The organism is Streptomyces sp. AMJ-169 (assembly GCF_055597585.1).
The window spans coordinates 384,501-404,608 of the sequence record NZ_JBVLTJ010000008.1; the positions used below are offsets into that span (position 1 = coordinate 384,501).

Consider the following 20,108-nt stretch of genomic DNA (forward strand, 5'->3'; position numbering starts at 1 on the left):
ATGCTGACCCACGACGAACTCCTCGCCCGCGCCAAGGACTTCGCGCCGCCCACCGGCCACCACATCGACGGCCGCACGGAACCGGGCGGCGGCGCGAGCTTCACCGCCGTCTCCCCGCGCGACGGCCGCCCCCTCGCCGAGGTCGCCGACGCGGGCACCGCCGAGGTCGACCGCGCGGTCACCGCGGCCCGCCGCGCCTTCGACACCGGCCCCTGGCCCCGCCTGTCACCCGCCGACCGGGGCCGCACCCTCCTGCGCGTCGCCGAACTCCTCGAACAGCAAAGGGAGAACCTGGCCCTCGCGATCACCCTGGAGATGGGCAAACCGTTCACCGAGGCCCACGACATCGAGCTGCGCGCGGCCGTCAACACCTTCCGCTGGTACGGCCAGCTGGCCGACAAACTCACCGACGAGTCCCCGCACACCGCCCCCGACGCCCTCGCCCTGGTGACCCGCGAACCGGTCGGCGTGGTCGGCGCCGTCGTCCCCTGGAACTTCCCCCTGACGCTGGCCAGTTGGAAGATCGCCCCCGCGCTCGCGGCCGGCTGCACGGTCGTCCTGAAGCCGTCGGAGAACGCGCCCCTGTCCGCGCTGCTGCTGGCCCGCGCCGCGACCGAGGCCGGGCTCCCGCCGGGCGTCCTGAACGTCGTCAACGGCGACGGACCCGGCGCCGGGCGCGCGCTGGGCCTGCACCCCGGGGTGGACGTCCTGGCGTTCACCGGCTCCACGGCCGTCGGCCGGCACTTCCTGCGCTACTCCGCCGACTCCAACCTCAAGCGCGTCTGGCTCGAACTCGGCGGCAAGTCACCGAACATCGTCCTGCCCGACGCCCCCGACCTGGACCGGGCCGCCGCCACCGCCGCCTGGGGCATCTTCTTCAACCAGGGCGAGATGTGCACCGCCCCCTCCCGGCTCCTGGTCCACGCCTCCGTCGCCGACCGCGTCACCGAGGCCGTCGTACGCCGTGCCCGGGAGCTGCGCGTCGGCGACCCCCTCGACCCCGCGACCGAGATGGGCGCGCTCGTCGGGGAGGCGCACCTCGGCCGGGTCCAGGACCACGTCCGCACCGGGCTCGCCGAAGGCGCCCGGCTCCTGACCGGCGGCTCGCGCACCCACGCCGGCAGCGGCGGCAGCTACCTCCAGCCGACCGTCTTCGACCAGGTCGCCCCCGCCTCCCGGCTGGCCCGCGAGGAGATCTTCGGCCCCGTCCTGTCCGTCCTCGCCTTCGAGGACACCGCCGAGGCGGTCCGCCTGGCCAACGCGACCGAGTACGGCCTCGCGGCGGGACTGTGGACCTCCGACCTGACGACCGCGCACACCGTCTCCCGCGCCCTGAAGGCCGGCACGGTCTGGGTCAACTGCTACGAGGAGGGCGACCTGACCGTCCCCTTCGGCGGGATGAAGCAGTCCGGCAACGGCCGCGACAAGTCCGCCCACGCCCTGGACAAGTACACCGACCTCAAGACGACCTGGATCCAGCTGTGACCCGCCCCCTGATCGCGATCCCCGCCCGCTTCGCCGCGACCGCCTCCGCCCTGCGGTACGCCGCGGAAGTCAGCGCCCGCGCCCTGGTCGAGGCGGTGTGGCGGGCCGGCGGCGAACCCGTCAGCATCCACCCGGCCCAGGCCGAAGTCACCGCGCGGCTACGGAGGTTCGACGCGGTCCTCCTCCCCGGCGGCGGCGACCTGTCCCCGCGCACGTACGGCGCCACCGACACCCACGCGAGCGTGTACGACGTGGACGCCCTCCAGGACTCCTTCGACCTCCAAGTCGCCGCGCGCGCCCTGGAGTCGGGGCTCCCGCTGCTCGCCGTGTGCCGGGGCCTCCAGGCCGTCAACGTCGCGCTGGGCGGCAGCATGGAACAGGACATGGGCGGGCCCGGGAAGGACCACCGGCACGTGGTCCACCCGGTGACCGTGCTGCCCGGCACCGGGCTCGAACAGCTCACGGGCGCCGAGAAGTTGACGGCTTCCTGCTACCACCATCAGCGGGTGGCGCGGCTGGGGGAGGGGCTGCGGGTGACGGCGACGGCGGCCGACGGGACCGTGGAAGGACTCGAACTCCCCGGCGCGCGGGGCTGGTTCACGGCCGTCCAGTGGCACCCGGAGGACACCGCGCACGAAGACCCCGTACAGCAGCGCCTCTTCGACGAACTCGTGCGCGCGGCCTAGGAGTTGACCTATCCCTTGGCCCGCCGCCCACTGCGCCGGGGCGCCGGCTCGGCCCCGTCCAGCAGCGCGCGCCGCCGCTCCTCGCCGTGCTCCTCGACCTGGAGCACGACCCGCCGCAGCCCCTCGGCGAGCGTGCGGCACTCGGCGTCGCTGAGCCGGCCGGTCACGAAGGCCTCCTCCTCGTTGAACGCCGGGAAGACCCGCCGCATCAGCTCCTCACCCTTGCCGGTGAGGCTCAGCAGCACCAGCCGCCCGTCGTCCGGATGCCCCGCGCGCGCCAGCAGCCCCCGGGACTCCAGCGTCCGCGCCACCCCGGTCAGCGTCCCCTTGGAGATCCCGGCCTCCTCGGCCACGTGCCGGGTCTCGGACTCACCCCACACCCACACCACCCACAGCACGACGAACGCCGTCCACGTCAGCTCCGACTCCCGCAGCACCGAGTTCTCCAGATGCTGCCGCACGGCCGCCGCGGCCCGGTAGATGTTCGCCACGGCGGCCATCTGCTCCCGCCGGACCGGAATCCCGCCAAGTTTCTCGGACGCGAGCCTCTCGGCTTCCGTGATGGACCGCTGACCGGGCACAGTCGACTCCTCGAACTCGTTCGGCCTCAAAGTGTACGGACCCCCCGCCCCCGCCGGCCCGCCCGGTACGACCCCCACCTGGAGCACCCCGCATGACCGACGCCCCCACCCTGATCCTCACCGGCGGCCAAGTCCTCACCGTGGACCGCGAGTTCACCGTCGCCGAAGCCGTGGCCGTACGCGGCCGGGAGATCGTCGCCGTCGGCAGGTCCGCCGACGTGGAGGCGCTGGCCGGATCCTGCACCCGCGTCGTCGCGCTGCGCGGGCGCACCGTGCTCCCCGGCATCAACGACTCCCATCTGCACGGCGCCGCCTACGGACTGACGAAGCCCCCGTTCACCCTCGACGTCGGCCACCCGGCGGTCGGCTCGATCGCGGACGTCACGGCCGCCGTCGCCCGCGCCGCGCGCGACGCCGCGCCGGGGGAGTGGATCGCCGGCGTCGGCTGGGACGCCGGCTACCTCGCCGAATGCCGCGAGGGCCGCTTCCCGCACCGCCGCGACCTCGACGCGGCCGCCCCCGCCAACCCGGTCTGCCTGACCGACTTCTCCCAGCACACGGTATGGGCCAACTCGGCCGCCCTGAAAGCCTGTTCGGTCGACGCGGACACACCCGCCCCGCCCGGCGGAGTCATCGACACCGACCCCGACGGCTCGCCCACCGGCATCCTCCGCGAAGCCGCGGCCCGCCTGGTCCAGGCGGCCCTGCCCAGCCCCACCCAGGCCCAGCGCCGCACCGTCATCCAGAGCGTCATCGACGAACTGCACACCCGGGGCATCACCAGCTACACCGAACCCGGCCTCGGCCCCGGCGGCGCCGACTCCCTGTACGGCGGCCTCGCCACCGACAACTGGACCGCCTACGCCGATCTCGCCGCCACCGGCCGGCTCAAGGCCCGCGTCAGCGTCCTGCTGCTGCCCGCCCCCATGGGCGGCTCGGCGGCCGAGGTCCGCGCCGGCCTCACCGCCCTCGCCCGCCCCGCCTCCCCCGACCCGCGCCTCCTCAACGCCATCGGCGTGAAGATCTTCGCCGACGGCGTCCCCCCGAACCACACGGCCTGGATGACCGAGCCCTACCCGGACGGCGGCCACGGCGCCCTCTGCGTGCACGGCGCCACCCCCGCCCTCCAGGTCCGCGAGCTGCGCGAGATGATCGCCGCCGCCCACGAGGCCGGCTACCAGCTCGGTGTGCACGTCACCGGGGACCGCGGCATCGACACCGTCGTCGACGCCTTCGCCGCCGCCCAGACGGCCGGCCCCCGCCCCGACGCCCGCCACTACGTCATCCACGGCGACTTCATCGGCCCCGAGAGCCTGAAGAAGCTCGCCGCCCACGGCTGGGGCGTCAACATGAACCCCGGCATCAAATGGACCGTCGCCGACCTGATGGACGAGGTCGTCGGCCCCGACCGCTCGGCGTACCACTGCCCCGTACGCTCCGCCTTCGAGGCCGGCGTCACCGTCTGCGCCAGCTCCGACGCCCCCATCACCGAACCCGACTGGCGCCAGGGCGTCGCCTCCATGCTCCTGCGCGAGTCCAAGGCCACCGGCCGCCCCAGCGGCCCCGACCAGTGCGTCTCCCTGCCGGAGGCCCTGCGCGCCTACACGGCGAACCCGGCCCGCCAGGACTTCGCCGACGACTGGAAGGGGACCGTGGAGCCGGGCAAGGCGGCCGACCTGTGCGTCCTGGACCGACCGCTGCTCGGCATCGACCCGCACGACATCACGGAGGTGGGGGTGGATCTCACGGTTTTTGACGGGGAGGTCGTGCATGAACGCTGAGGGGGGTTGGCGGGGGTGTGCGTGAACGCTGAGGCGGGCCGGAGGGATCGTCGTCTACCCGCCCAGCACCTCCTCCGCCCCGCCCTCCTCCCGCCAGCGCCGCAGCACGTCGTGGAACGCGGCCGGGCCGTCGCCGTACACCTCGCTGCGCGCGGCCGGGCGGCCCTCGTTGTTGTAGTAGCCCGGTGTGCAGTCGGCGTGGAAGGAGTACAGGTCCGCCGCCTTGCTCCGCAGGGTCGTCACCCACTCCTCCTGCGCGGCCCGCGTCGGCTCGACCCGGCGCGTGCCCCGCTCCTCGGCGAGCCGGATCACCTCGGCGACGTGCACGGACTGCTCGTCCATGCCGTGCAGATAGTTCGCCGGGCCCGCCTTCTGGAGCTTGCTCAGGTGGTAGAGGTTGGGGAAGCCGTGGGTGTAGAAGCCGTGCAGGGTGCGCGGGCCGTCCTGCGACCAGGCCTCCAGCAACGAGACCCCGTCGCGGCCCGTGACCGCCGGGGAACCGGACAGCACACCGATCGCGCCGGTCTCGAAGCCGGTGGCGAAGATGACGCAGTCGACGTCGTAGGCGGTGTCCCCGACGACCACGGCGGTTTCCGTCAGGCGGGAGACGCCGTGGGTGTCGGCGGTGTCGACGAGGGTCACGTTCGGCTCGTTGAACGCCTGGAGATAGGTGTCGCTGAACGTGGGGCGCTTGCACATGTACCGGTACCAGGGCTTCAGCCGCTCCGCCGTCTCCGGGTCCGCGACCAGCTCCGACACCCGCTCCCGCAGCTCGTCCATCTTGCGGAAGTCGGCCTCCTCGTAGCCGCGCTCCCGCTCCTCGGGCGGCAGTCCGGCGAGCCGGTCGGTGGGGATCACCTTCTCGTGCAGCCCGGCGGCGGCCGTCCAGCGGTCGCCCACCAGATCCTCCTCGACCGGCCGCCCGCTCAGGACGTCCAGGAAGTTCTGCCGCCGCTCCCGGTGCCACCCCGGCTTCAGCGAGGCCGCCCACTCGGGGTCCGTCGGCGCGTTGCCCCGCACGTCGACGGTCGAGGGCGTGCGCTGGAAGACGTACACCTGCCCGGCGTCGGCCGCCAGGTGCGGGACGATCTGCACGGCCGTGGCGCCCGTCCCGATCAGCGCGACCCGCTGGCCGGCCAGCCCGGTCAGACGGCCGTCCTGGTCACCGCCGGTGTAGGCGTAGTCCCAGTGGGCCGTGTGGAACAGCCGCCCCCCGAACGACTCGATGCCGGGGACGCCGGGCAGTTTGGGGCGGCCGAACATACCGGAGGCGAGGACGACGTGCCGGGCCCGCACACGATCGTCCCGGTCGGTGCCGACCAGCCACTCGGCCGCGTCGTCGTCCCACGTCAGATCGGTCACCTGAGTCTGGAAGCAGGCGTCCTCGTACAGCCCGAAGTGCCGCCCGACCGCCACCGCGTGCCGCCGGATCTCCTCGCCGGGCGCGTACTTCCACTCCGGGACGCGGCCGACCTCCTCCAGCAGCGGCAGATAGATGTACGACTCGATGTCGCAGTGCAGCCCCGGATACCGGTTCCAGTACCAGGTCCCGCCGAAGTCGCTGCCCCGCTCCACGATCCGGACGCTTTCCATCCCGGCCTGCCGCAGCCGCGCCCCGGCCAGCAGGCCGGCGAAGCCGCCGCCCACGACGAGGACGTCCACCCGGTCGCGCAGCGGCGCGCGATCGGTGCGGGGGCCGCCGTAGGGGTCGCCGTCGAAGGAGCCCGGGTCCTGGTACCGCGCCGCGCCGTCGGAGCGCAGCCGGCGCTCGCGCTCGGCCCGGTAGCGGGCTCGCAGGGCCTCGGCGGAACGGCCGGGCATCGGCTCTGTGGACATGCGGGGGAGTGTCCTTTCGGCGAAGTTCCCCTGATCTTATGCGAGTTGATGTTGCGCGGTCCGGGGTGGTCCGTTCCGTCCGGCGGCGGACGGGAAGAAGGCCGGGTGGGTTCCCATGATCTAACTCACCTGTGAATCCCGGCGGGCCGGGTGATGACACCCCCCTCTCCTTGTTAGATTGCGCAATCATGCAATCGAGCCAGCTGCCCCGCCGCCACCAGGCCGAACCCACCCCCGGCGACCTGCCGGGCCCCCGGGTCCGCGGCCGGTCCCGGCGGCGCGCGGCCGGACGCGGCCCGAGCCGTGGCCGCAGGCTCCTGCGCACCGCCGTCCTGTGCCTGTCCCTGCTGGTGCTCACCACCGCGGGCGCCGGCTGGTGGTTCTACGTGCACCTCAACGGCAACCTGCACAGCTTCGCGCTCGACGGCAAGGGCGGCGAGGAGAAGGCCGACGCCTTCGGCCGCACCCCCATCAACATCCTCGTCATGGGCTCCGACGGCCGCACCAGCGCCGCCGACTGCCAACTGGGCGGCGGCTGCTCGAAGACCGGGGTGCAGTCCGGCAACGGCAACGCGGACGTCGAGATGGTCGTCCACGTCTCCGCCGACCGCTCCAACGCCACCGTCATGAGCATCCCCCGCGACACCATGACCGACATCCCGGCCTGCGAGGACCCGCAGAACCACACCTCCACCGCCGGCTACCACGGCATGATCAACAGCGCCCTGAGCTACGGCCCCGCCTGCCAGGTCGCCGCCGTCCACCAGCTGACCGGCATCCCCATAGACCACTTCGTCGAGCTCGACTTCTCCGGCGTGGTCCAGATGTCCGACGCCGTCGGCGGCGTCCCCGTCTGCGTCAGCTCCAACGTGTACGACACCTACTCGCACCTGAAGCTCTCCCAGGGCACCCACACCCTCACCGGCGTCGCCGCCCTGGAGTTCGTCCGCTCCCGGCACGGCTTCGGCGACGGCAGCGACCTCGGCCGCACCTACGCCCAGCATCTCTACCTCGGCGCGATGATCCGCAAGTTCAAGAGCGCGGGGACGCTGACGGACCCGGCGACCGTGTACAAGCTCGCCGACGCCGCCACCAAGGCGCTCACCGTCGACACCGGCCTCGGCAGCGTCGCGAAACTCGTCGGCCTCGCCGCGGACCTCGACAAGGTGCCGGCCGACCGGACGACGTTCACGACCATGCAGACGGCTCCTGACCCGGCCAACAGCGAGCGGGTCGTGGTGGGCGCGGGGGCGAAGTCGCTGTTCTCGGCGATCGCCAATGACCAGTCGCTGACGAGCGGTTCGAAGCCGGGGGACTCGGGGAGTTCGGGCGGCTCGGGTGGCTCCGGTTCCGCCAAGTCGACCCCCACGGCCGACCCCGCCCGGATCACGGTGACGGTCGAGAACGGCACGTCGATCGCCGGCCGCGCGGCCCAGCTCTCCACCGCCCTCACCGCCGCCGGCATCGGCTCGGCCCCGACGGCGAACGCCCCCAGCCGGACGGCCACGACGACGCTCACCTACGGCCCCGGCGAGCAGGCGCAGGCCCAGACGGTCGCGAAGACCCTGAACCTCCCCTCCGGCGACCTGAAACAGGGCACCGCCGCGGGCCTGACCCTGGTCATCGGCGCCGACTGGCAGACCGGCACCGCCTACCCCGCCGCCACCAGTTCCCCGGCCCCCGCCGACACCCACGCCGCCGTCTCCGACGCCCACGCCCAGACCGCCGACCAGTCCAAGACCTGCGCCAAGGTCAGCACCTTCAAGACGGTCACCCTGAACGGCGTCGCGATGACCCCGTCCCAGGCGTACGCGGCGGCGGCGAACAAGCCGGACTCGGATTCCTGAGGGGATCGCCGACGTCCCCCCGGATCAGCCCACCGCCTCCCCGGCCCGGTCCCAGTTCGCCCGCAGCCGTCCCAGATACGACCGCGCCTGGCTCCCCGGCTCCACCCCGCGCGCGAACGCCAGCATGTTGCCCTCGCCCGTGTTGTACCCGAGCGCCAGCAACTCGTCCTTCGTGTACGCCCCCGGCCACTTCGCCGGCAGCCGCGCCGCGAGGTCGTGCAGATACCAGGCCTCGGACTCGATCGCCAGCGACCGGTCGTCGGGCAGCTCCTCCCAGCTCCGCCCGGCGAAGTCCCGCCCCTGCTTGACCGCGTCGAAGGTCGCCCGGTGCATGTTGGCGATCCCGAACGAGGCGTCCGGCTTGTACTTCTGCCAGGCCCGCTCGATCTCCGGATCATGCGGCTTGTACGCCTCGTTGTAGAGGATCGCCATCAGCAGCCGGGCGTCGACCCCGGTCCGCCCCGCCCACTTGCGCGCCTCGGCGGCGTAGTCGGCGGGGTCGTACCCGGGAGCGGCCGAGGAGACGGACACGGACGGGGACGGCGACGCCGAGGGCACCGCCGTCCGGACCTCCCCCTCCGCCGCGGGCTCCGTCGTCCGTACGACGACGTAGAGGGCCAGCGCGGTGACCACCACGAAGAACAGTTGCCGCGACCACCGCGCCCTCGGACCAGCCATGTGCGCCCGAACCCTCCCGCTTCGCCGTCTCAGACGTTGACCCCGAAGTCCAGGGCGATGCCCCGCAGCCCCGAGGCATAACCCTGCCCGATGGCGCGGAACTTCCACTCCCCGCCGTGCCGGTACAGCTCACCGAACACCATCGCGGTCTCGCTGGAGGCGTCCTCCGTCAAGTCGTAACGCGCGATCTCCCGGCCGTCCGCCCGGTTCACGACCCGGATGAACGCGTCCCGGACCTGCCCGAAACTCTGCCCGCGCTGCTCGGCCTCGTAGATCGAGACCGGGAAGACGACCTTCGCGACCTGCGCCGGCACGGCCGCGAGGTCGATCTGGATCTGCTCGTCGTCGCCGTGGCTGCCGCCGGTGAGGTTGTCACCGGAGTGCACCACCGAACCGTCCGGGCTCGTCAGGTTGTTGAAGAACACGAAGTGCTGGTCCGACAGGACCTTTCCGGCCGCGTCGCACAGCAGGGCGCTCGCGTCGAGGTCGTAGTCGGCGCCCGTGGTGGTACGGACCGCCCAGCCCAGACCGACGGTCACCGCCGTCAGACCGGGTGCCTCCTTGCTCAGCGACACATTGCCGCCCTTGGCCAGTGTCACGCTCATGAGAACTGCCTCCATCGATGGTCGGATGTCGTGCGTTGGCCGGTTCGGCCCGTTCCGCCGCGGGCGGGCTGCCGCTACCGTGGCAGTGCGAGCCCCGCTGCTCCCCCGTCAGCGGGGCCGCGTCTTCGAGAAGCGGCCACCGCGATGGGCCGGCCCACAGGAACTTCGGGGCGGGCGCCGCTACAGGGCCCTCAGAAATCGTCACCCTCGTAATAGTTGTTGACGATCACATCCGGCTCGTCGTCGCTCAGCGCCTCGTTCAGCAGCGCCCCGCCGACCAGGCCGGCCGCGCCCGCCCCGAGCAGCGCGCCGGTCCCGAACCGCCGCCCGCCGCCCTGCTGCTGGGAGTTGTTGTCCCCGTACTGCTGGGGGTACCCCTGCTGCTGCGGATAGCCGGGCTGCCCCGCGTACCCGGGCGCCTGCGCCGGATAGCCGGGCTGCGGGTAACCGGCCTGCGGCGGCGTGTAGTACGGCGGCGGAGTGGTCTGCACCCGCTGCGCGCACCCTCCGCACGTCTGCACCGGCCGCGGCACACCCCACTGCGGCGACCACGTCACCGTCGCCATACCGGGGCCGTGGGCGGGATCGAAGAAACAGGTCACAGCGGGACTCCCAGTCGGAGGAGGCGGAACGGAAAGCGGGCCGGTGAGCGGCGCGGCGGCGGGGGGCACGTCGACCACGGTCGGCGTGGGGGACATCGGCATCGGCGCAGGGGACGGCATCGGTGCTGGCATCGGCGTCGGAGCAGATCCCGGCGGGGGAGTGCCCCCACCCTGCGGCTCGCCCAGGACATCCACCCCGTAATCGGCGGCGATCCCCGCGAGCCCGCTGGCGTACCCCTGCCCGATGGCGCGGAACTTCCACTCCCCGCCGTGCCGGTACAGCTCCCCGAAAACCAGGGCCGTCTCGCTGGACAGGCCCCCGCCCGTGAGGTCGTACCGGGCGAGTTCGCGCCCGCCGTCCCGGTCGGTCACCCGGATGTGCGCGCGGGACACCTGCCCGAAACTCTGGCCGCGCGCGGGGGCGTCGTACAGGGACACCGGGAACACGATCTTCGTGACCCGGTCGGGGACGCGCGCCAGATCGACGTGGATCTGCTCCCGGTCGGCCCCCGAGGGGGAGCCGGTCCCGGTGTGCCGCACCGAACCGTCGGGGCTGGCCAGGTTGTTGAAGAACACGAAGTGCTCGTCCGACAGGACCTTCCCCGACGCGTCGCACAGCAGCGCGCTCGCGTCCAGGTCGTACCCGCCCGCGGCCTCCCAGCCCAGCCCCACCGTCACCGCCGACAGGCCCGGGGCCTGCTTCGCCAGTGACACATTGCCGCCCTTGGTCAGGGCCACACCCATTCGACGTCCTCCCTAGCAGCCGCGCCGCATACCCTCATCGTGATCAACGCCCTGGGGAAACCCATGGTTCCCGGCTTGCGCAATATTTAAAATATACGAAGCCGGGGGCGGTCCTTCACGCCCCCGAAAGCGCCCCTGACCCCCCGTCACCCTCCCGGCGCGACACACCGAGTTCACCCCGGGGCCACCCTCCGATTCCCGGGCCGTGCGACCGTCTCTGCGGCGAACCGGCCATCAGCCGACGCCGGTTCGAAACGGGAGGGAAACCCATGCACGCACCCCGCAGGCGCACCGCGGCCGGCCTCGCGACCGTCGCCCTGGCGGCCGGAGCGCTCACCACCGGCTCGGGCACGGCCCAGGCGCACGGATGCGCGAGCGGGCGCGCGGCCCACACGTGCGCCGCCCCCGGCGACCTCGTCGAGGTCCGGCTCGGCGAGCTGCACCCGACCCAGTCGGTCGTCGGCTACGACGAGATCTACTACAAGCTCGGCCGCTACCGCCTCGGCAAGGACGAGGCCGCGGGCGGCGTCAACAAGCGGTTCGACGACTGGTGCGAGGCCAACGGCCAGGGCGAGGCCGCCACCGTCACCGCGGGCGCCCGCCTGGACCGGCCGAAGAGCTTCACCTGCGCGATCCCCCTCGGCCAGGAGACCGCCGACAGCCTCGCCGGGATGAAGACGGCCGTCGTCGGCCCCGGCGGCAAGCTCTACCTGACCGACGGCCACCACACGCTCACCGCGTTCTACGAACTCCCCGACGGCGGCGCGAACCTCCGCGTCCGCGTCCGGATCACCGACGACTTCAGCGGGCTCGGCACGTCCGCGTTCTGGAAGCGGATGGAGGCCGAGCACAAGGTCTGGCTGAAGGACGAGCGCGAACGCCCCGTCAAGCCCAGCCGGTTGCCCTCCCGCCTGGGCCTGGCGAACTTCCGCGACGACCCCTACCGCAGCCTCGTCTACTTCACCCGCGACATCGGCTACTCCGTCCCCGGCGAGCCCGCCGAGTTCCTGGAGTTCTACTGGGGCTCCTGGCTGCGCGGCAAGGTCGCGGCGCCCGCCAAGGACACCGACCTCGCCGGCTACCTCGACCTCGTCAAGCGCGCCTCCCAGGCGATGACCGCCCTGGCCGACGACGACGTCGTCGCGGACGGCAGGACCGCCGCCGACCTCGGCAAGATGGCCAAGTGGAACGACGGCAAGAAGGAGACGGGCGGTGAGTTCGCCAAACTCGGCAAGCCGCTCACCGAGGCCAAGCCCGGCAAGCTCGCCTACGCCCTCGACTACAAGGCGAGCCTGAGGAACCACCGCGAGCGCGCCGCCGCCTGACCCTTTCGGGCCACCCCTGTCCGACAACCCGCTCTTTACGTTCGACACACACGGGATACACCCTCTAGGCCGGTCGTTTCCCTTCCCTTTGCCGAGGGCTGGTGAAGTGACTCCCGTCCGGCCCCGCACGCCTGGTGCGGGGCCGCCGAACGCCCGAGGAGCCGTATTCCATGCGCAGACCCACCCGTCGTCACCTGACCGCCGCCACCGCTCTGGTCGCCGCGACCGCCGCCGCCGTGGCCGTCACCAACGTCGCGGGCGCGACGGACGGCAAGGACAGGGCGAAGGCCGCGATCCAGGGCGGCAAGGCGAAGAACGTCATCCTGCTCATCGGCGACGGCATGGGCGACTCCGAGATCACCCTCGCCCGCGACTACACCGTCGGCGCCAACGGCCGCCTGAACATGGACAAGTTCCCGCTGACCGGCGCCTACACGACGTACGCGGTGCACCCCGACGGCACCCCGGAGTACGTCACCGACTCCGCCGCCAGCGGCAGCGGCTGGGCGACCGGCGTGAAGACGGTCAACGGCCGCATCTCCAAGACCCCGGGCACCGACAAGGCCGTCCCCACGATCCTGGAGCTGGCCCAGAAGAAGGGCTACGCCACCGGCAGCGTCACCACCGCCGAGCTGACCGACGCCACCCCGGCCGTGCTCGCCTCGCACGTCAGCGACCGCTCCTGCCAGGGCCCCGCCGACATGGCGAAGTGCCCCACGGACACGATCGCCAAGGGCGGCCCCGGCTCCATCGCCGAGCAGTCCGTCCAGCACAAGGTCGACGTCCTCATCGGCGGCGGCAGGCAGCGCTTCGACCAGAAGATCACCGCCGGCGCCTACCAGGGCCTCACCGTCACCGAGCAGGCCAAGAAGCTCGGCTACCAGGTCGTCACCGACAGCGCGGGCCTGAAGAACGTCAAGTCGGGACCCGTCCTCGGGCTGCTCGCCACCGGCAACGTCCCCGTCGAGTGGACCGGCAAGGCCGCGGCCGTCGGCGGCACCGACCCGCAGCGCTGCGCCACCACCAACGCCGCCCGCCCGGCCGGCACGCCGAGCCTCGTGGACTCCGCGGCCAAGGCGATCCAGCTCCTGGAGGCCAAGCAGAAGCACGCCAAGAACGGCTTCTTCCTCCAGATCGAGGGCGCCTCCATCGACAAGCAGGACCACGCCGCCGACCCCTGCGGTCAGATCGGCGAGACCGCCGCCTTCGACCGCGCGGTCAAGCTCGCCCGGGACTACGCGGCCAAGCACCCCGACACCCTGGTCGTCACCACCGCCGACCACGGCCACACCAGCCAGATCGTCCCGCTGGAGGCCACCCCGCCCGGCCTGTCCGCCACCCTGGTCACCGACGAGGGCCAGCAGCTGAAGGTCAACTACTCGACCAACACGCCCGGCCAGTCCCAGGAGCACACCGGCACCCAGGTCCGTATCGCCGCCCAGGGCCCGCAGGCCTACCGCGTCCTCGGCGTCACGAACCAGACCGACCTGTTCACCACCCTCCGCGAGGCCCTCGGCGGCTGACCCGCCGCCCGCCCGTGCCCTCCCGCGCCTGTATGGCCGGGAGGGCACCGGCCGTTCAGACGGCCATCCAGCCCAGCAGCGGGGTCGACTGGAGATAGACGATCAGCGCGAACACGGCCAGCATCCCCAGGCTCCACCCCAGCACCTTGCGGAAGATCGTGCTCTCGCTGCCCGCCATTCCGATGGCCGCCGCCGCGACCGCCAGGTTCTGCGGCGACAGCATCTTCCCCAGCACCCCGCCGGTGGAGTTGGCGGCGGCGAGCAGCACCGGATCCAGCCCGGTCTGCCGCGCCGCCGTCACCTGGAGCACGCCGAACAGGGAGTTGGAGGAGGTGTCCGAGCCGGTCACCGCGACCCCGAGCCAGCCGACCACGGGGGAGAAGAACGCGAACGCGGTCCCCGTCTGCGCCAGCGCCGTCCCCAGCGTCACGGTCTGCCCCGACAGGTTCATCACCCACGCCAGCGCCAGCACCGACGCCACGGTGACGACCGTCCACCGCAGCTGACGCAGCGTCGCCCCGTACGCCCGCGCCGCCCGCCCCGGCCCCACCCGGTACAGCGCCATGGTGATGAGCCCGGCCGCCAGCAGCACCGTCCCGGCCGCCTTCAGATGCTCCAGCTTGAACGTCACCGCCCCCGCGGGCCGCCCGTCCGCCGTCACGACGTCCAGCCCCGGCCACCGGAACTGCACCACCCCGTGCCCGGCCAGCCAGTCCTTGACCGGCCCCAGCTGGGTCAGGGCGAAGAGGGCGACGATGACGAGGTAGGGCGCGAACGCCATGAGAGCGCTGCCCTCCGGCTCGTCGGCCTCTTCCCGGGCATCCGCCCCACCGCCCGCGGCCGGCCGCCACACCCGGAGAAACCCGAGCACCGCGACCAGTGCGACGACCCCCGCGACGATGTCGGTCACCTCCACGCTGATGTAGTTCGAGGCCGCGAACTGCGCGACCGCGAACGACACCCCCGCGACCACGGCCACCGGCCACGTCTCGCGCACCCCGCGCCGCCCGTCGAGCAGGAACACCAGCAGCAGCGGCACGAACACCGCGATCAGCGGAGTCTGCCGCCCCGCCATCGCCCCCAGCTCCTCCAGCGGCAGCCCCGTGACCCCGGCCAGTGTCGTCAGCGGCACCGCCATGCTCCCGAACGCCACCGGCGCCGTATTGGCGACCAGCGCCACGGTCGCCGCCTTGAGCGGTACGACCCCCACGGCGACCAGCATCACCGCCGTGATCGCCACCGGCGCCCCGAACCCGGCGAGCGCCTCGATCAGCGCCCCGAAACAGAACGCGATCAAAATGCCCTGCACCCGCAGATCGGCCGAGACCGTGCGGAACGACCGCCGCAGCACCGCGAACCACCCGGTCACCTCGGTCATCCGGTAGATCCACAGCGCGTTGACGAGGATCCACAGCACCGGGAACAGCCCGTAGAACGCCCCCTCCGCCGCCCCCGACAGCGCCTGCCCGAGCGGCATCCCCCACACCCCGGCGGCCAGCGCCACCGCCGCTGCCAGCGCGACCCCGGCCGCTGTCTGGGCCCGTACCCGGAACACCCCGAGCAGCACGAACAGCGCGAGCAGGGGTAACGCGGCCAGCAGCGCGGACCAGTAGAGGGAACCGGCGAACGGATCGAGAACCTGGCGGTACATGGAACCTCCCGGAGCGGCGGGACACGTACACGAACGAGGCGCAGGAGAACGCCTGTTGCGGCGTGATGCCCATGGGAGAGGTGTTCCATGCGGGGATGGCTGGGACTCGGTGTGGTGTTCCGTGCGGCGTCGGCCGGGGCGCGGGTCAGCGCAGTCCGTCGAGGAACAGGTCGAGGAACCGGTCACGCACCTTGGGTGCGCTCACCCCGCGCAGCCGCGCGAGGTGCGTGCTGAACCCCGAGATCGACGCCGCGAACGTCTCCGCCGCCACCGACCGGTCGAGATCGCCGCGCAGCTCACCCCGGCGCTGGGCGTCGTACAGGACGTCCTCGATCACCGCCAGCGGCCGGTCGATGCAGTCCCGCTGGAAGGACGCGTACAGCCGGGGATGGTCGGGCAGTTCGAAGGAGCAGCGCAGCGCGATCAGCCAGCGCGGGGAGTCGAGGGTCGCGGCGATCGCGTCGTACAGGCGGCGCAGGTCCGGTTCGAGCCGGCCCGTGCGCGGCGGGTCGAGGCGGCCGGAGAGGGTGCCGAGGCCGGCCGTGATCAGGTCGTCGCGCTCGGGCCAGCGCGAGTAGAGGGTGCGCTTGGCGACCTTGGCGCGGGCCGCGACGGAGTTGATGCGGAAACCGCCGACGCCGGCCTCGGCGAGCTCGTCGACGACCGCCTGGAGGATGCGCCCGTCCGCCCCCGCGTCCCGCGGCCGTCCCGGTCGCGCCGCCGCCGGGGCCGATGATGTGCCGGCCATACGCACCTCCAGATCCGCTCGCCGTCCAGTCTCACAGAACGCGGCGCGGCCATGCCCGTGCGTCATTTCATGACCGAAACGGTTTCGTATTGATGAAGTCTCGCGGTAGCGTCGGCACATGCGCAGGCTCCCGTCGGACCGGACGGGCCCGCGCAACCCGGCGGGCGCGGCGAGCCCGGCGGCCTCATAGGCGAGGAGTGCGGCAGATGAAGACGGTGGGTACGACGCGACCGGGCGACCCGGCACGCCGCCGGCTCACCCCCGAACGCGAGGCGGAGCTGTACGCGACCGTCCTACAGATCCTGCGCGAGGTCGGCTACGAGGCCCTCACCATGGACGCCGTCGCCACCCGCACCCGGTGCAGCAAAGCCACCCTCTACCGGCAGTGGGCCGGCAAACCCGAACTCGTCGCCAAAGCGCTGCGGCACGCCAAACCCGTCATCCTCGCCGACATCGACACCGGCACCCTGAGCGGCGACTTCCGCGCTCTGGTCGACCAGCTCGACCACCAGCGGTTAGCGCAGGACAGCGCCCTCATGCGCGGCCTCTTCCAGGCGATCCACACCCAGGCCGACCTCCGCCAGGCCCTGCGCGACCTCTTCGTCGCCCCCGAACTGGGCGACGTGGCGACGATGCTGGCGCGCGCCGCCGCCCGGGGCGAGATCGCCCCCGACACCCCCGCCGCCCGCTACGTCCCCCACATGATGATCGGCGCCCTCATCACCCGCCAGCTCATCGAGGACCGCGCGGCCGACCCCGCGTTCCTCCAGCACTACGTCGACGCCGTCGTCCTGCCGGCCCTCGGCGCCTGAACCCGCCGCCGGACCACCAGGTTCTCCAGCCCGAGGTCGCCAGGGTGATCCCGGGTCGTGTACCTCGGGGCCGCGCGCCCCCAGTCGTGATACCCCCGGATCCACGCGGCATGGGCGTCGGCGTACCGCTCCAGCTCGCTCCCGCCGCCCCCGAACGCGCGCGCCAGTTCGGGCAGTGCGGACCGCAGCTCCAGGAACGACTCCACCGCGGCCCGCACCCGCCCCCGCACCTCGGCCAGCGCCTCCTCCTCGGCCAGCCCGCGCCACCGCATCAGGCTCAAGGCCAGATTCGGATGCCCCCCGGCCCGGTCCTTCTCGAACGAGTGCACCTCGTTCATCGCGATCACCGCGTCGCACGCCGCGACCCGCATCCCCTCCACCCCGCTCGCCGACCACACCGGCTCCGGCACCTCGAACCGCCCTACCCGCTCCGCCAGCGCCAGCAGCGGACGCACCCCGATCGTCCGCCGCCGCACCCGCAGTTGGGCCTCCGGCCCCGGCAGCGTCCCGCTCACCCGGTCGGCGACCTTGGCCGGCCACCCCGCCAGATAGTCCACCCAGTCGTGCACCGTCCGCCGCCGCCACCCTTCGGACATCCCCGCGCACATCCGCCCCCAGCAGTCCATGAACGCGGCCACCACCGGCGCGGCCCCCGGCGCCTCCACCGCCCCCGACCGCAGCAGATCCACCAACTCCCCGCACACCCCCAGCGCATCCCCGATCCGCCCGTCCCGGGCGTCGAACTGATCGTCGAAGAGGAAGAACCACCCCAGGAAGTCGAAACACAGATCGAGATCCTCCCCGGCCGCCTCCGGAAACCCGTAAGCGGCGCTCTCGGCCACCCGGGAGAACTCGTACCGCCGCAGCGCCTCGGCACTGCACACGAGCCCCTGCCCCCGGGCCCACTCCAGATGCCGCCCCCGAGCCCGCCCCAACTCCGGACTGACCCGCCCCTCGATCGGCACAAAAAACTCAACATCCTGTGGCATGCCTCTACGGTCCCTCTGTCCCGTCCTCATGCACCAGAGCGCACGGGGGTACCCGGGGCGCGCACGCCACCACTCGAACAACTGAATCACCCGAACGGGAAAGCCGACGTGCGCGATACCCGGTCCACCGCCGGTCGATACGGTGTTCAGCCCGCCGGTGCGTCCTCGATGTCCGAGATCAGCTTGGTGTTCAGGTCGCTCTGCACCGCCAGTTGGGTGTGGCCCGCGTCCGCTCCGGTGCCCCAGGTGAGGGTCACGGTGGTGAACAGGTGTCCCGCTCCGGAGTCGTGGTAGCGCACTTCCCAGGCCGTGGGTGTGTCCTGGGCGCGCAGGACGCCGTCGGCGTGGTTGGCCTCCTCCCAGGCCGCGAGCCGTTGGCGCAGGTCCTCGGTGAGGTAGTGGGAGCGGAGGTGGTCGCTGAGATCGTCGGTGCCGTCGGAGACGGCGTCGATGTAGGCGCCGTAGAAGTCGGCCACCCGGTCGACGGCGGAGTCGGGACTGCCACTGCGTGAGACGTCGGTGTCACTCATGGCTCTGCCAGTTCCCCGCGGCCGCCCCCCGACACCCGTCCCACCCGATCGAGTGACCGCTTTCTCGCCGGCCGGCAGGAGCGCGCGCCGGCCCCACCCCCTATCCTCGGCCGCCATGGACACCGTACGGATCTCACGACGAGCCCAGGCCGTCGCCCCCTTCTACGCGATGGAGTTCGGCAGAAGGGCCGCCGAGCTGGAGGCGCAGGGGCATCACGTCGTCAAACTCAGCCTCGGTGAACCGGACTTCGGCGCGCCCCCGGCGGTCCGGCAGGCGATGCGCGAGGCGATGGACGGCCGGCCCCTGCCCTACACCCCCGCGCTGGGACTGCCCCGGCTCAGGGAAGCCATCGCGGGGTTCTACGCCCAGCGGCACGGAGTGGACGTCGACCCGGCACGCATCGCGGTGACCGCGGGAGCGTCGGCGGCCCTGGTCCTGGCGACGGCCGCGCTCACCGATCCGGGCGACGAGGTGCTGGTCGCGGACCCGTCCTACCCCTGCAACCGGCAGATCATGGAGAGCTTCGGCGCGAAGGTGCGCCTCGTCCCGACGACGGCCGAGTCCCGCTTCCAACTGGACACGGCGGCCGTGGAATCGTCCTGGACGAACGACACGCGCGGGGTGATGATCGCGAGCCCGTCCAACCCGACGGGAACCTCGGTGCCGGCCGACGAACTCGCCCGGATCTGCGCGCTCGCCCGTGAACGCGGCGCCTGGCGGATCGTCGACGAGATCTACCTGAACCTCAGCGACCGCCCGGCGGACAGCGTGCTGTCGTACGACCCGGACGCCGTCGTCGTCAACAGCTTCTCCAAGTACTTCGGCATGACCGGCTGGCGGCTGGGCTGGTGCGTACTGCCGCAGGCCCTGGTGCCGGCGGTGGAACGCCTGGCCCAGAACTACTTCCTGTGCGCCTCCACCCCCGCCCAGCACGCCGCCCTGGCCTGCTTCACCCCCGAGTCCCTCGCGGTCTGCGAGGCCCGCCGCACCGAACTCACCGCCCGCCGCACCCTCCTCCTCGACGGCCTCCACCGCATCGGCCTGCCGGTCCCCGTCCCCCCGGACGGCGCGTTCTACGTGTACGCCGACGTCGGCGCCGGCTCCTGGGAGTTCTGCGAACGCGCCCTGACCGAGGCCCACCTCGCCCTCACCCCCGGCCGGGACTTCGGCATCCACACAGCGGACCGCTACGTACGCCTGTCCTACGCGGCCTCGGCCGACCAACTCCACGAGGGGATCGAGAGACTGGCGAAGCTGGTCTGACCCAGGCATCCGGGGGCTATAACAAGCCACTTTGGCGACCGCTTGATTCCGGGCCCTGACAGGGTCGCACGAGAATCCTTTCTGCGTGCCTCTCCCCAGATCAGGGGCCCTCTCCGTCGCCGGCACGGGCCCCCGCAGCACCTTTCCGGGATGTCCGGATCCCCACATCACCCCCGCCCGATTGTCAGTCCCTTCGGCGAAGGTTCCCTCACGGAGCGCACCCGCGCCCCGCCGAGAAAGAGCGACCTCGCCGAAGGGACTGAATGCAGTCGGACGATCCCCCATCCGGGCCACAATCCCCACCTCCGTCACCTCGACGAGTGAATCGAACGCGCCCGTGACCCCCGCTCGGCCCGGCAGGGCCTGGGCCGGGCGGAAAACCTCGAACTCACGCTCGACAAGTCGCCCCCGGCGACCCGTA

General features: G+C 72.4%; 16 protein-coding genes and 1 pseudogene. 8 read left to right on the top strand and 9 right to left on the bottom strand.

All coding sequences use genetic code 11. The features are described from left to right. On the top strand, positions 1 to 1,485 hold the full coding sequence (locus ACYUD3_RS22110) for an aldehyde dehydrogenase (RefSeq protein ID WP_470972459.1): 1,485 nt from the start codon (positions 1 to 3) through the stop codon (positions 1,483 to 1,485). Continuing rightward, on the top strand, positions 1,482 to 2,171 hold the full coding sequence (locus tag ACYUD3_RS22115) for a gamma-glutamyl-gamma-aminobutyrate hydrolase family protein (RefSeq protein WP_470972461.1): 690 nt from the start codon (positions 1,482 to 1,484) through the stop codon (positions 2,169 to 2,171). Before ACYUD3_RS22110 ends, ACYUD3_RS22115 begins: the two co-directional genes overlap by 4 nt. Before the next feature lie 8 nt (positions 2,172 to 2,179). Here ACYUD3_RS22115 and ACYUD3_RS22120 read toward each other — a convergent pair whose 3' ends face one another. Continuing rightward, positions 2,180 to 2,752 (bottom strand): MarR family winged helix-turn-helix transcriptional regulator, encoded by a 573-nt coding sequence (locus tag ACYUD3_RS22120; protein ID WP_470972463.1) that lies wholly within the window; start codon positions 2,750 to 2,752, stop codon positions 2,180 to 2,182. 92 nt (positions 2,753 to 2,844) lie between these two features. Here ACYUD3_RS22120 and ACYUD3_RS22125 point away from each other — a divergent pair, with 92 nt between their 5' ends. After that, positions 2,845 to 4,533: an amidohydrolase gene (locus tag ACYUD3_RS22125; RefSeq protein WP_470972465.1), complete on the top strand. Its 1,689-nt coding sequence runs from the start codon at positions 2,845 to 2,847 to the stop codon at positions 4,531 to 4,533. A 54-nt stretch (positions 4,534 to 4,587) separates the two neighbouring features. Here the strand turns inward: ACYUD3_RS22125 and ACYUD3_RS22130 are convergent, their stop codons facing one another. Next, positions 4,588 to 6,369: a flavin-containing monooxygenase gene (locus ACYUD3_RS22130; RefSeq protein WP_470972467.1), complete on the bottom strand. Its 1,782-nt coding sequence runs from the start codon at positions 6,367 to 6,369 to the stop codon at positions 4,588 to 4,590. Between the two features lie 188 nt (positions 6,370 to 6,557). On the opposite strand from ACYUD3_RS22130, the gene ACYUD3_RS22135 reads away from it, so the two are divergent. Further along, a complete protein-coding gene (locus ACYUD3_RS22135; RefSeq protein WP_470972469.1) occupies positions 6,558 to 8,216 on the top strand; it encodes an LCP family protein in 1,659 nt (552 codons plus the stop codon). 24 nt (positions 8,217 to 8,240) lie between these two features. Here ACYUD3_RS22135 and ACYUD3_RS22140 read toward each other — a convergent pair whose 3' ends face one another. From ACYUD3_RS22140 to ACYUD3_RS22150, 3 genes and pseudogenes are all read right to left on the bottom strand, one after another. After that, positions 8,241 to 8,894, bottom strand: a complete 654-nt coding sequence (locus ACYUD3_RS22140) for a lytic transglycosylase domain-containing protein (RefSeq protein ID WP_470972471.1) — start codon at positions 8,892 to 8,894, stop codon at positions 8,241 to 8,243. Between the two features lie 29 nt (positions 8,895 to 8,923). Beyond that, positions 8,924 to 9,499: a TerD family protein gene (locus ACYUD3_RS22145; RefSeq protein ID WP_470972473.1), complete on the bottom strand. Its 576-nt coding sequence runs from the start codon at positions 9,497 to 9,499 to the stop codon at positions 8,924 to 8,926. Positions 9,500 to 10,287: 788 nt separating this feature from the next. Beyond that, positions 10,288 to 10,845: pseudogene (locus ACYUD3_RS22150) on the bottom strand (TerD family protein); the annotation flags it as partial. Positions 10,846 to 11,114: 269 nt separating this feature from the next. Here ACYUD3_RS22150 and ACYUD3_RS22155 point away from each other — a divergent pair. Beyond that, complete coding sequence (locus ACYUD3_RS22155) at positions 11,115 to 12,170, top strand: ParB/Srx family N-terminal domain-containing protein (RefSeq protein WP_470972475.1); 1,056 nt, start codon at positions 11,115 to 11,117, stop codon at positions 12,168 to 12,170. Between the two features lie 170 nt (positions 12,171 to 12,340). Further along, positions 12,341 to 13,693, top strand: coding sequence for an alkaline phosphatase (locus ACYUD3_RS22160; RefSeq protein ID WP_470972477.1), 1,353 nt, complete (start codon positions 12,341 to 12,343; stop codon positions 13,691 to 13,693). Between the two features lie 55 nt (positions 13,694 to 13,748). Here the strand turns inward: ACYUD3_RS22160 and ACYUD3_RS22165 are convergent, their stop codons facing one another. Both ACYUD3_RS22165 and ACYUD3_RS22170 read right to left on the bottom strand, forming a co-directional pair. Beyond that, a complete protein-coding gene (locus ACYUD3_RS22165) occupies positions 13,749 to 15,344 on the bottom strand; it encodes an L-lactate permease (RefSeq protein ID WP_470972479.1) in 1,596 nt (531 codons plus the stop codon). Positions 15,345 to 15,489: 145 nt separating this feature from the next. Then, positions 15,490 to 16,092 (bottom strand): TetR/AcrR family transcriptional regulator, encoded by a 603-nt coding sequence (locus tag ACYUD3_RS22170; protein ID WP_470972481.1) that lies wholly within the window; start codon positions 16,090 to 16,092, stop codon positions 15,490 to 15,492. 206 nt (positions 16,093 to 16,298) lie between these two features. Between ACYUD3_RS22170 and ACYUD3_RS22175 the strand changes: the two genes are divergently transcribed. Continuing rightward, positions 16,299 to 16,904 (top strand): TetR/AcrR family transcriptional regulator, encoded by a 606-nt coding sequence (locus tag ACYUD3_RS22175; RefSeq protein ID WP_470972483.1) that lies wholly within the window; start codon positions 16,299 to 16,301, stop codon positions 16,902 to 16,904. On the opposite strand, the gene ACYUD3_RS22180 is transcribed toward ACYUD3_RS22175, so the two are convergent. After that, positions 16,865 to 17,893: a terpene synthase family protein gene (locus ACYUD3_RS22180; RefSeq protein WP_470972485.1), complete on the bottom strand. Its 1,029-nt coding sequence runs from the start codon at positions 17,891 to 17,893 to the stop codon at positions 16,865 to 16,867. The genes ACYUD3_RS22175 and ACYUD3_RS22180 overlap by 40 nt on opposite strands. A gap of 146 nt (positions 17,894 to 18,039) precedes the next feature. Then, positions 18,040 to 18,423 carry a hypothetical protein gene (locus tag ACYUD3_RS22185; protein ID WP_470972487.1) on the bottom strand — a complete coding sequence of 128 codons (384 nt, stop codon included), beginning with the start codon at positions 18,421 to 18,423 and terminating at the stop codon, positions 18,040 to 18,042. Between the two features lie 115 nt (positions 18,424 to 18,538). Between ACYUD3_RS22185 and ACYUD3_RS22190 the strand changes: the two genes are divergently transcribed. Next, entirely contained in the window at positions 18,539 to 19,687 is a 1,149-nt protein-coding gene (locus tag ACYUD3_RS22190; protein WP_470972489.1) for a pyridoxal phosphate-dependent aminotransferase, read from the top strand. Positions 19,688 to 20,108: the final 421 nt, after the last annotated feature.

Excerpts from the sequence above, each read along its gene's own strand:
- ACYUD3_RS22130 (WP_470972467.1), bottom strand. The coding sequence starts at position 6,369 with ATGTCCACAGAGCCGATGCCCGGCCGTTCCGCCGAGGCCCTGCGAGCC.
- ACYUD3_RS22170 (WP_470972481.1), bottom strand. The coding sequence starts at position 16,092 with ATGGCCGGCACATCATCGGCCCCGGCGGCGGCGCGACCGGGACGGCCG.
- ACYUD3_RS22180 (WP_470972485.1), bottom strand. The coding sequence starts at position 17,893 with ATGCCACAGGATGTTGAGTTTTTTGTGCCGATCGAGGGGCGGGTCAGT.
- ACYUD3_RS22160 (WP_470972477.1), top strand. The coding sequence starts at position 12,341 with ATGCGCAGACCCACCCGTCGTCACCTGACCGCCGCCACCGCTCTGGTC.
- ACYUD3_RS22190 (WP_470972489.1), top strand. The coding sequence starts at position 18,539 with ATGGACACCGTACGGATCTCACGACGAGCCCAGGCCGTCGCCCCCTTC.
- ACYUD3_RS22140 (WP_470972471.1), bottom strand. The coding sequence starts at position 8,894 with ATGGCTGGTCCGAGGGCGCGGTGGTCGCGGCAACTGTTCTTCGTGGTG.
- ACYUD3_RS22135 (WP_470972469.1), top strand. The coding sequence starts at position 6,558 with ATGCAATCGAGCCAGCTGCCCCGCCGCCACCAGGCCGAACCCACCCCC.
- ACYUD3_RS22165 (WP_470972479.1), bottom strand. The coding sequence starts at position 15,344 with ATGTACCGCCAGGTTCTCGATCCGTTCGCCGGTTCCCTCTACTGGTCC.
- ACYUD3_RS22125 (WP_470972465.1), top strand. The coding sequence starts at position 2,845 with ATGACCGACGCCCCCACCCTGATCCTCACCGGCGGCCAAGTCCTCACC.
- ACYUD3_RS22155 (WP_470972475.1), top strand. The coding sequence starts at position 11,115 with ATGCACGCACCCCGCAGGCGCACCGCGGCCGGCCTCGCGACCGTCGCC.
- ACYUD3_RS22175 (WP_470972483.1), top strand. The coding sequence starts at position 16,299 with ATGAAGACGGTGGGTACGACGCGACCGGGCGACCCGGCACGCCGCCGG.
- ACYUD3_RS22145 (WP_470972473.1), bottom strand. The coding sequence starts at position 9,499 with ATGAGCGTGACACTGGCCAAGGGCGGCAATGTGTCGCTGAGCAAGGAG.
- ACYUD3_RS22185 (WP_470972487.1), bottom strand. The coding sequence starts at position 18,423 with ATGAGTGACACCGACGTCTCACGCAGTGGCAGTCCCGACTCCGCCGTC.
- ACYUD3_RS22110 (WP_470972459.1), top strand. The coding sequence starts at position 1 with ATGCTGACCCACGACGAACTCCTCGCCCGCGCCAAGGACTTCGCGCCG.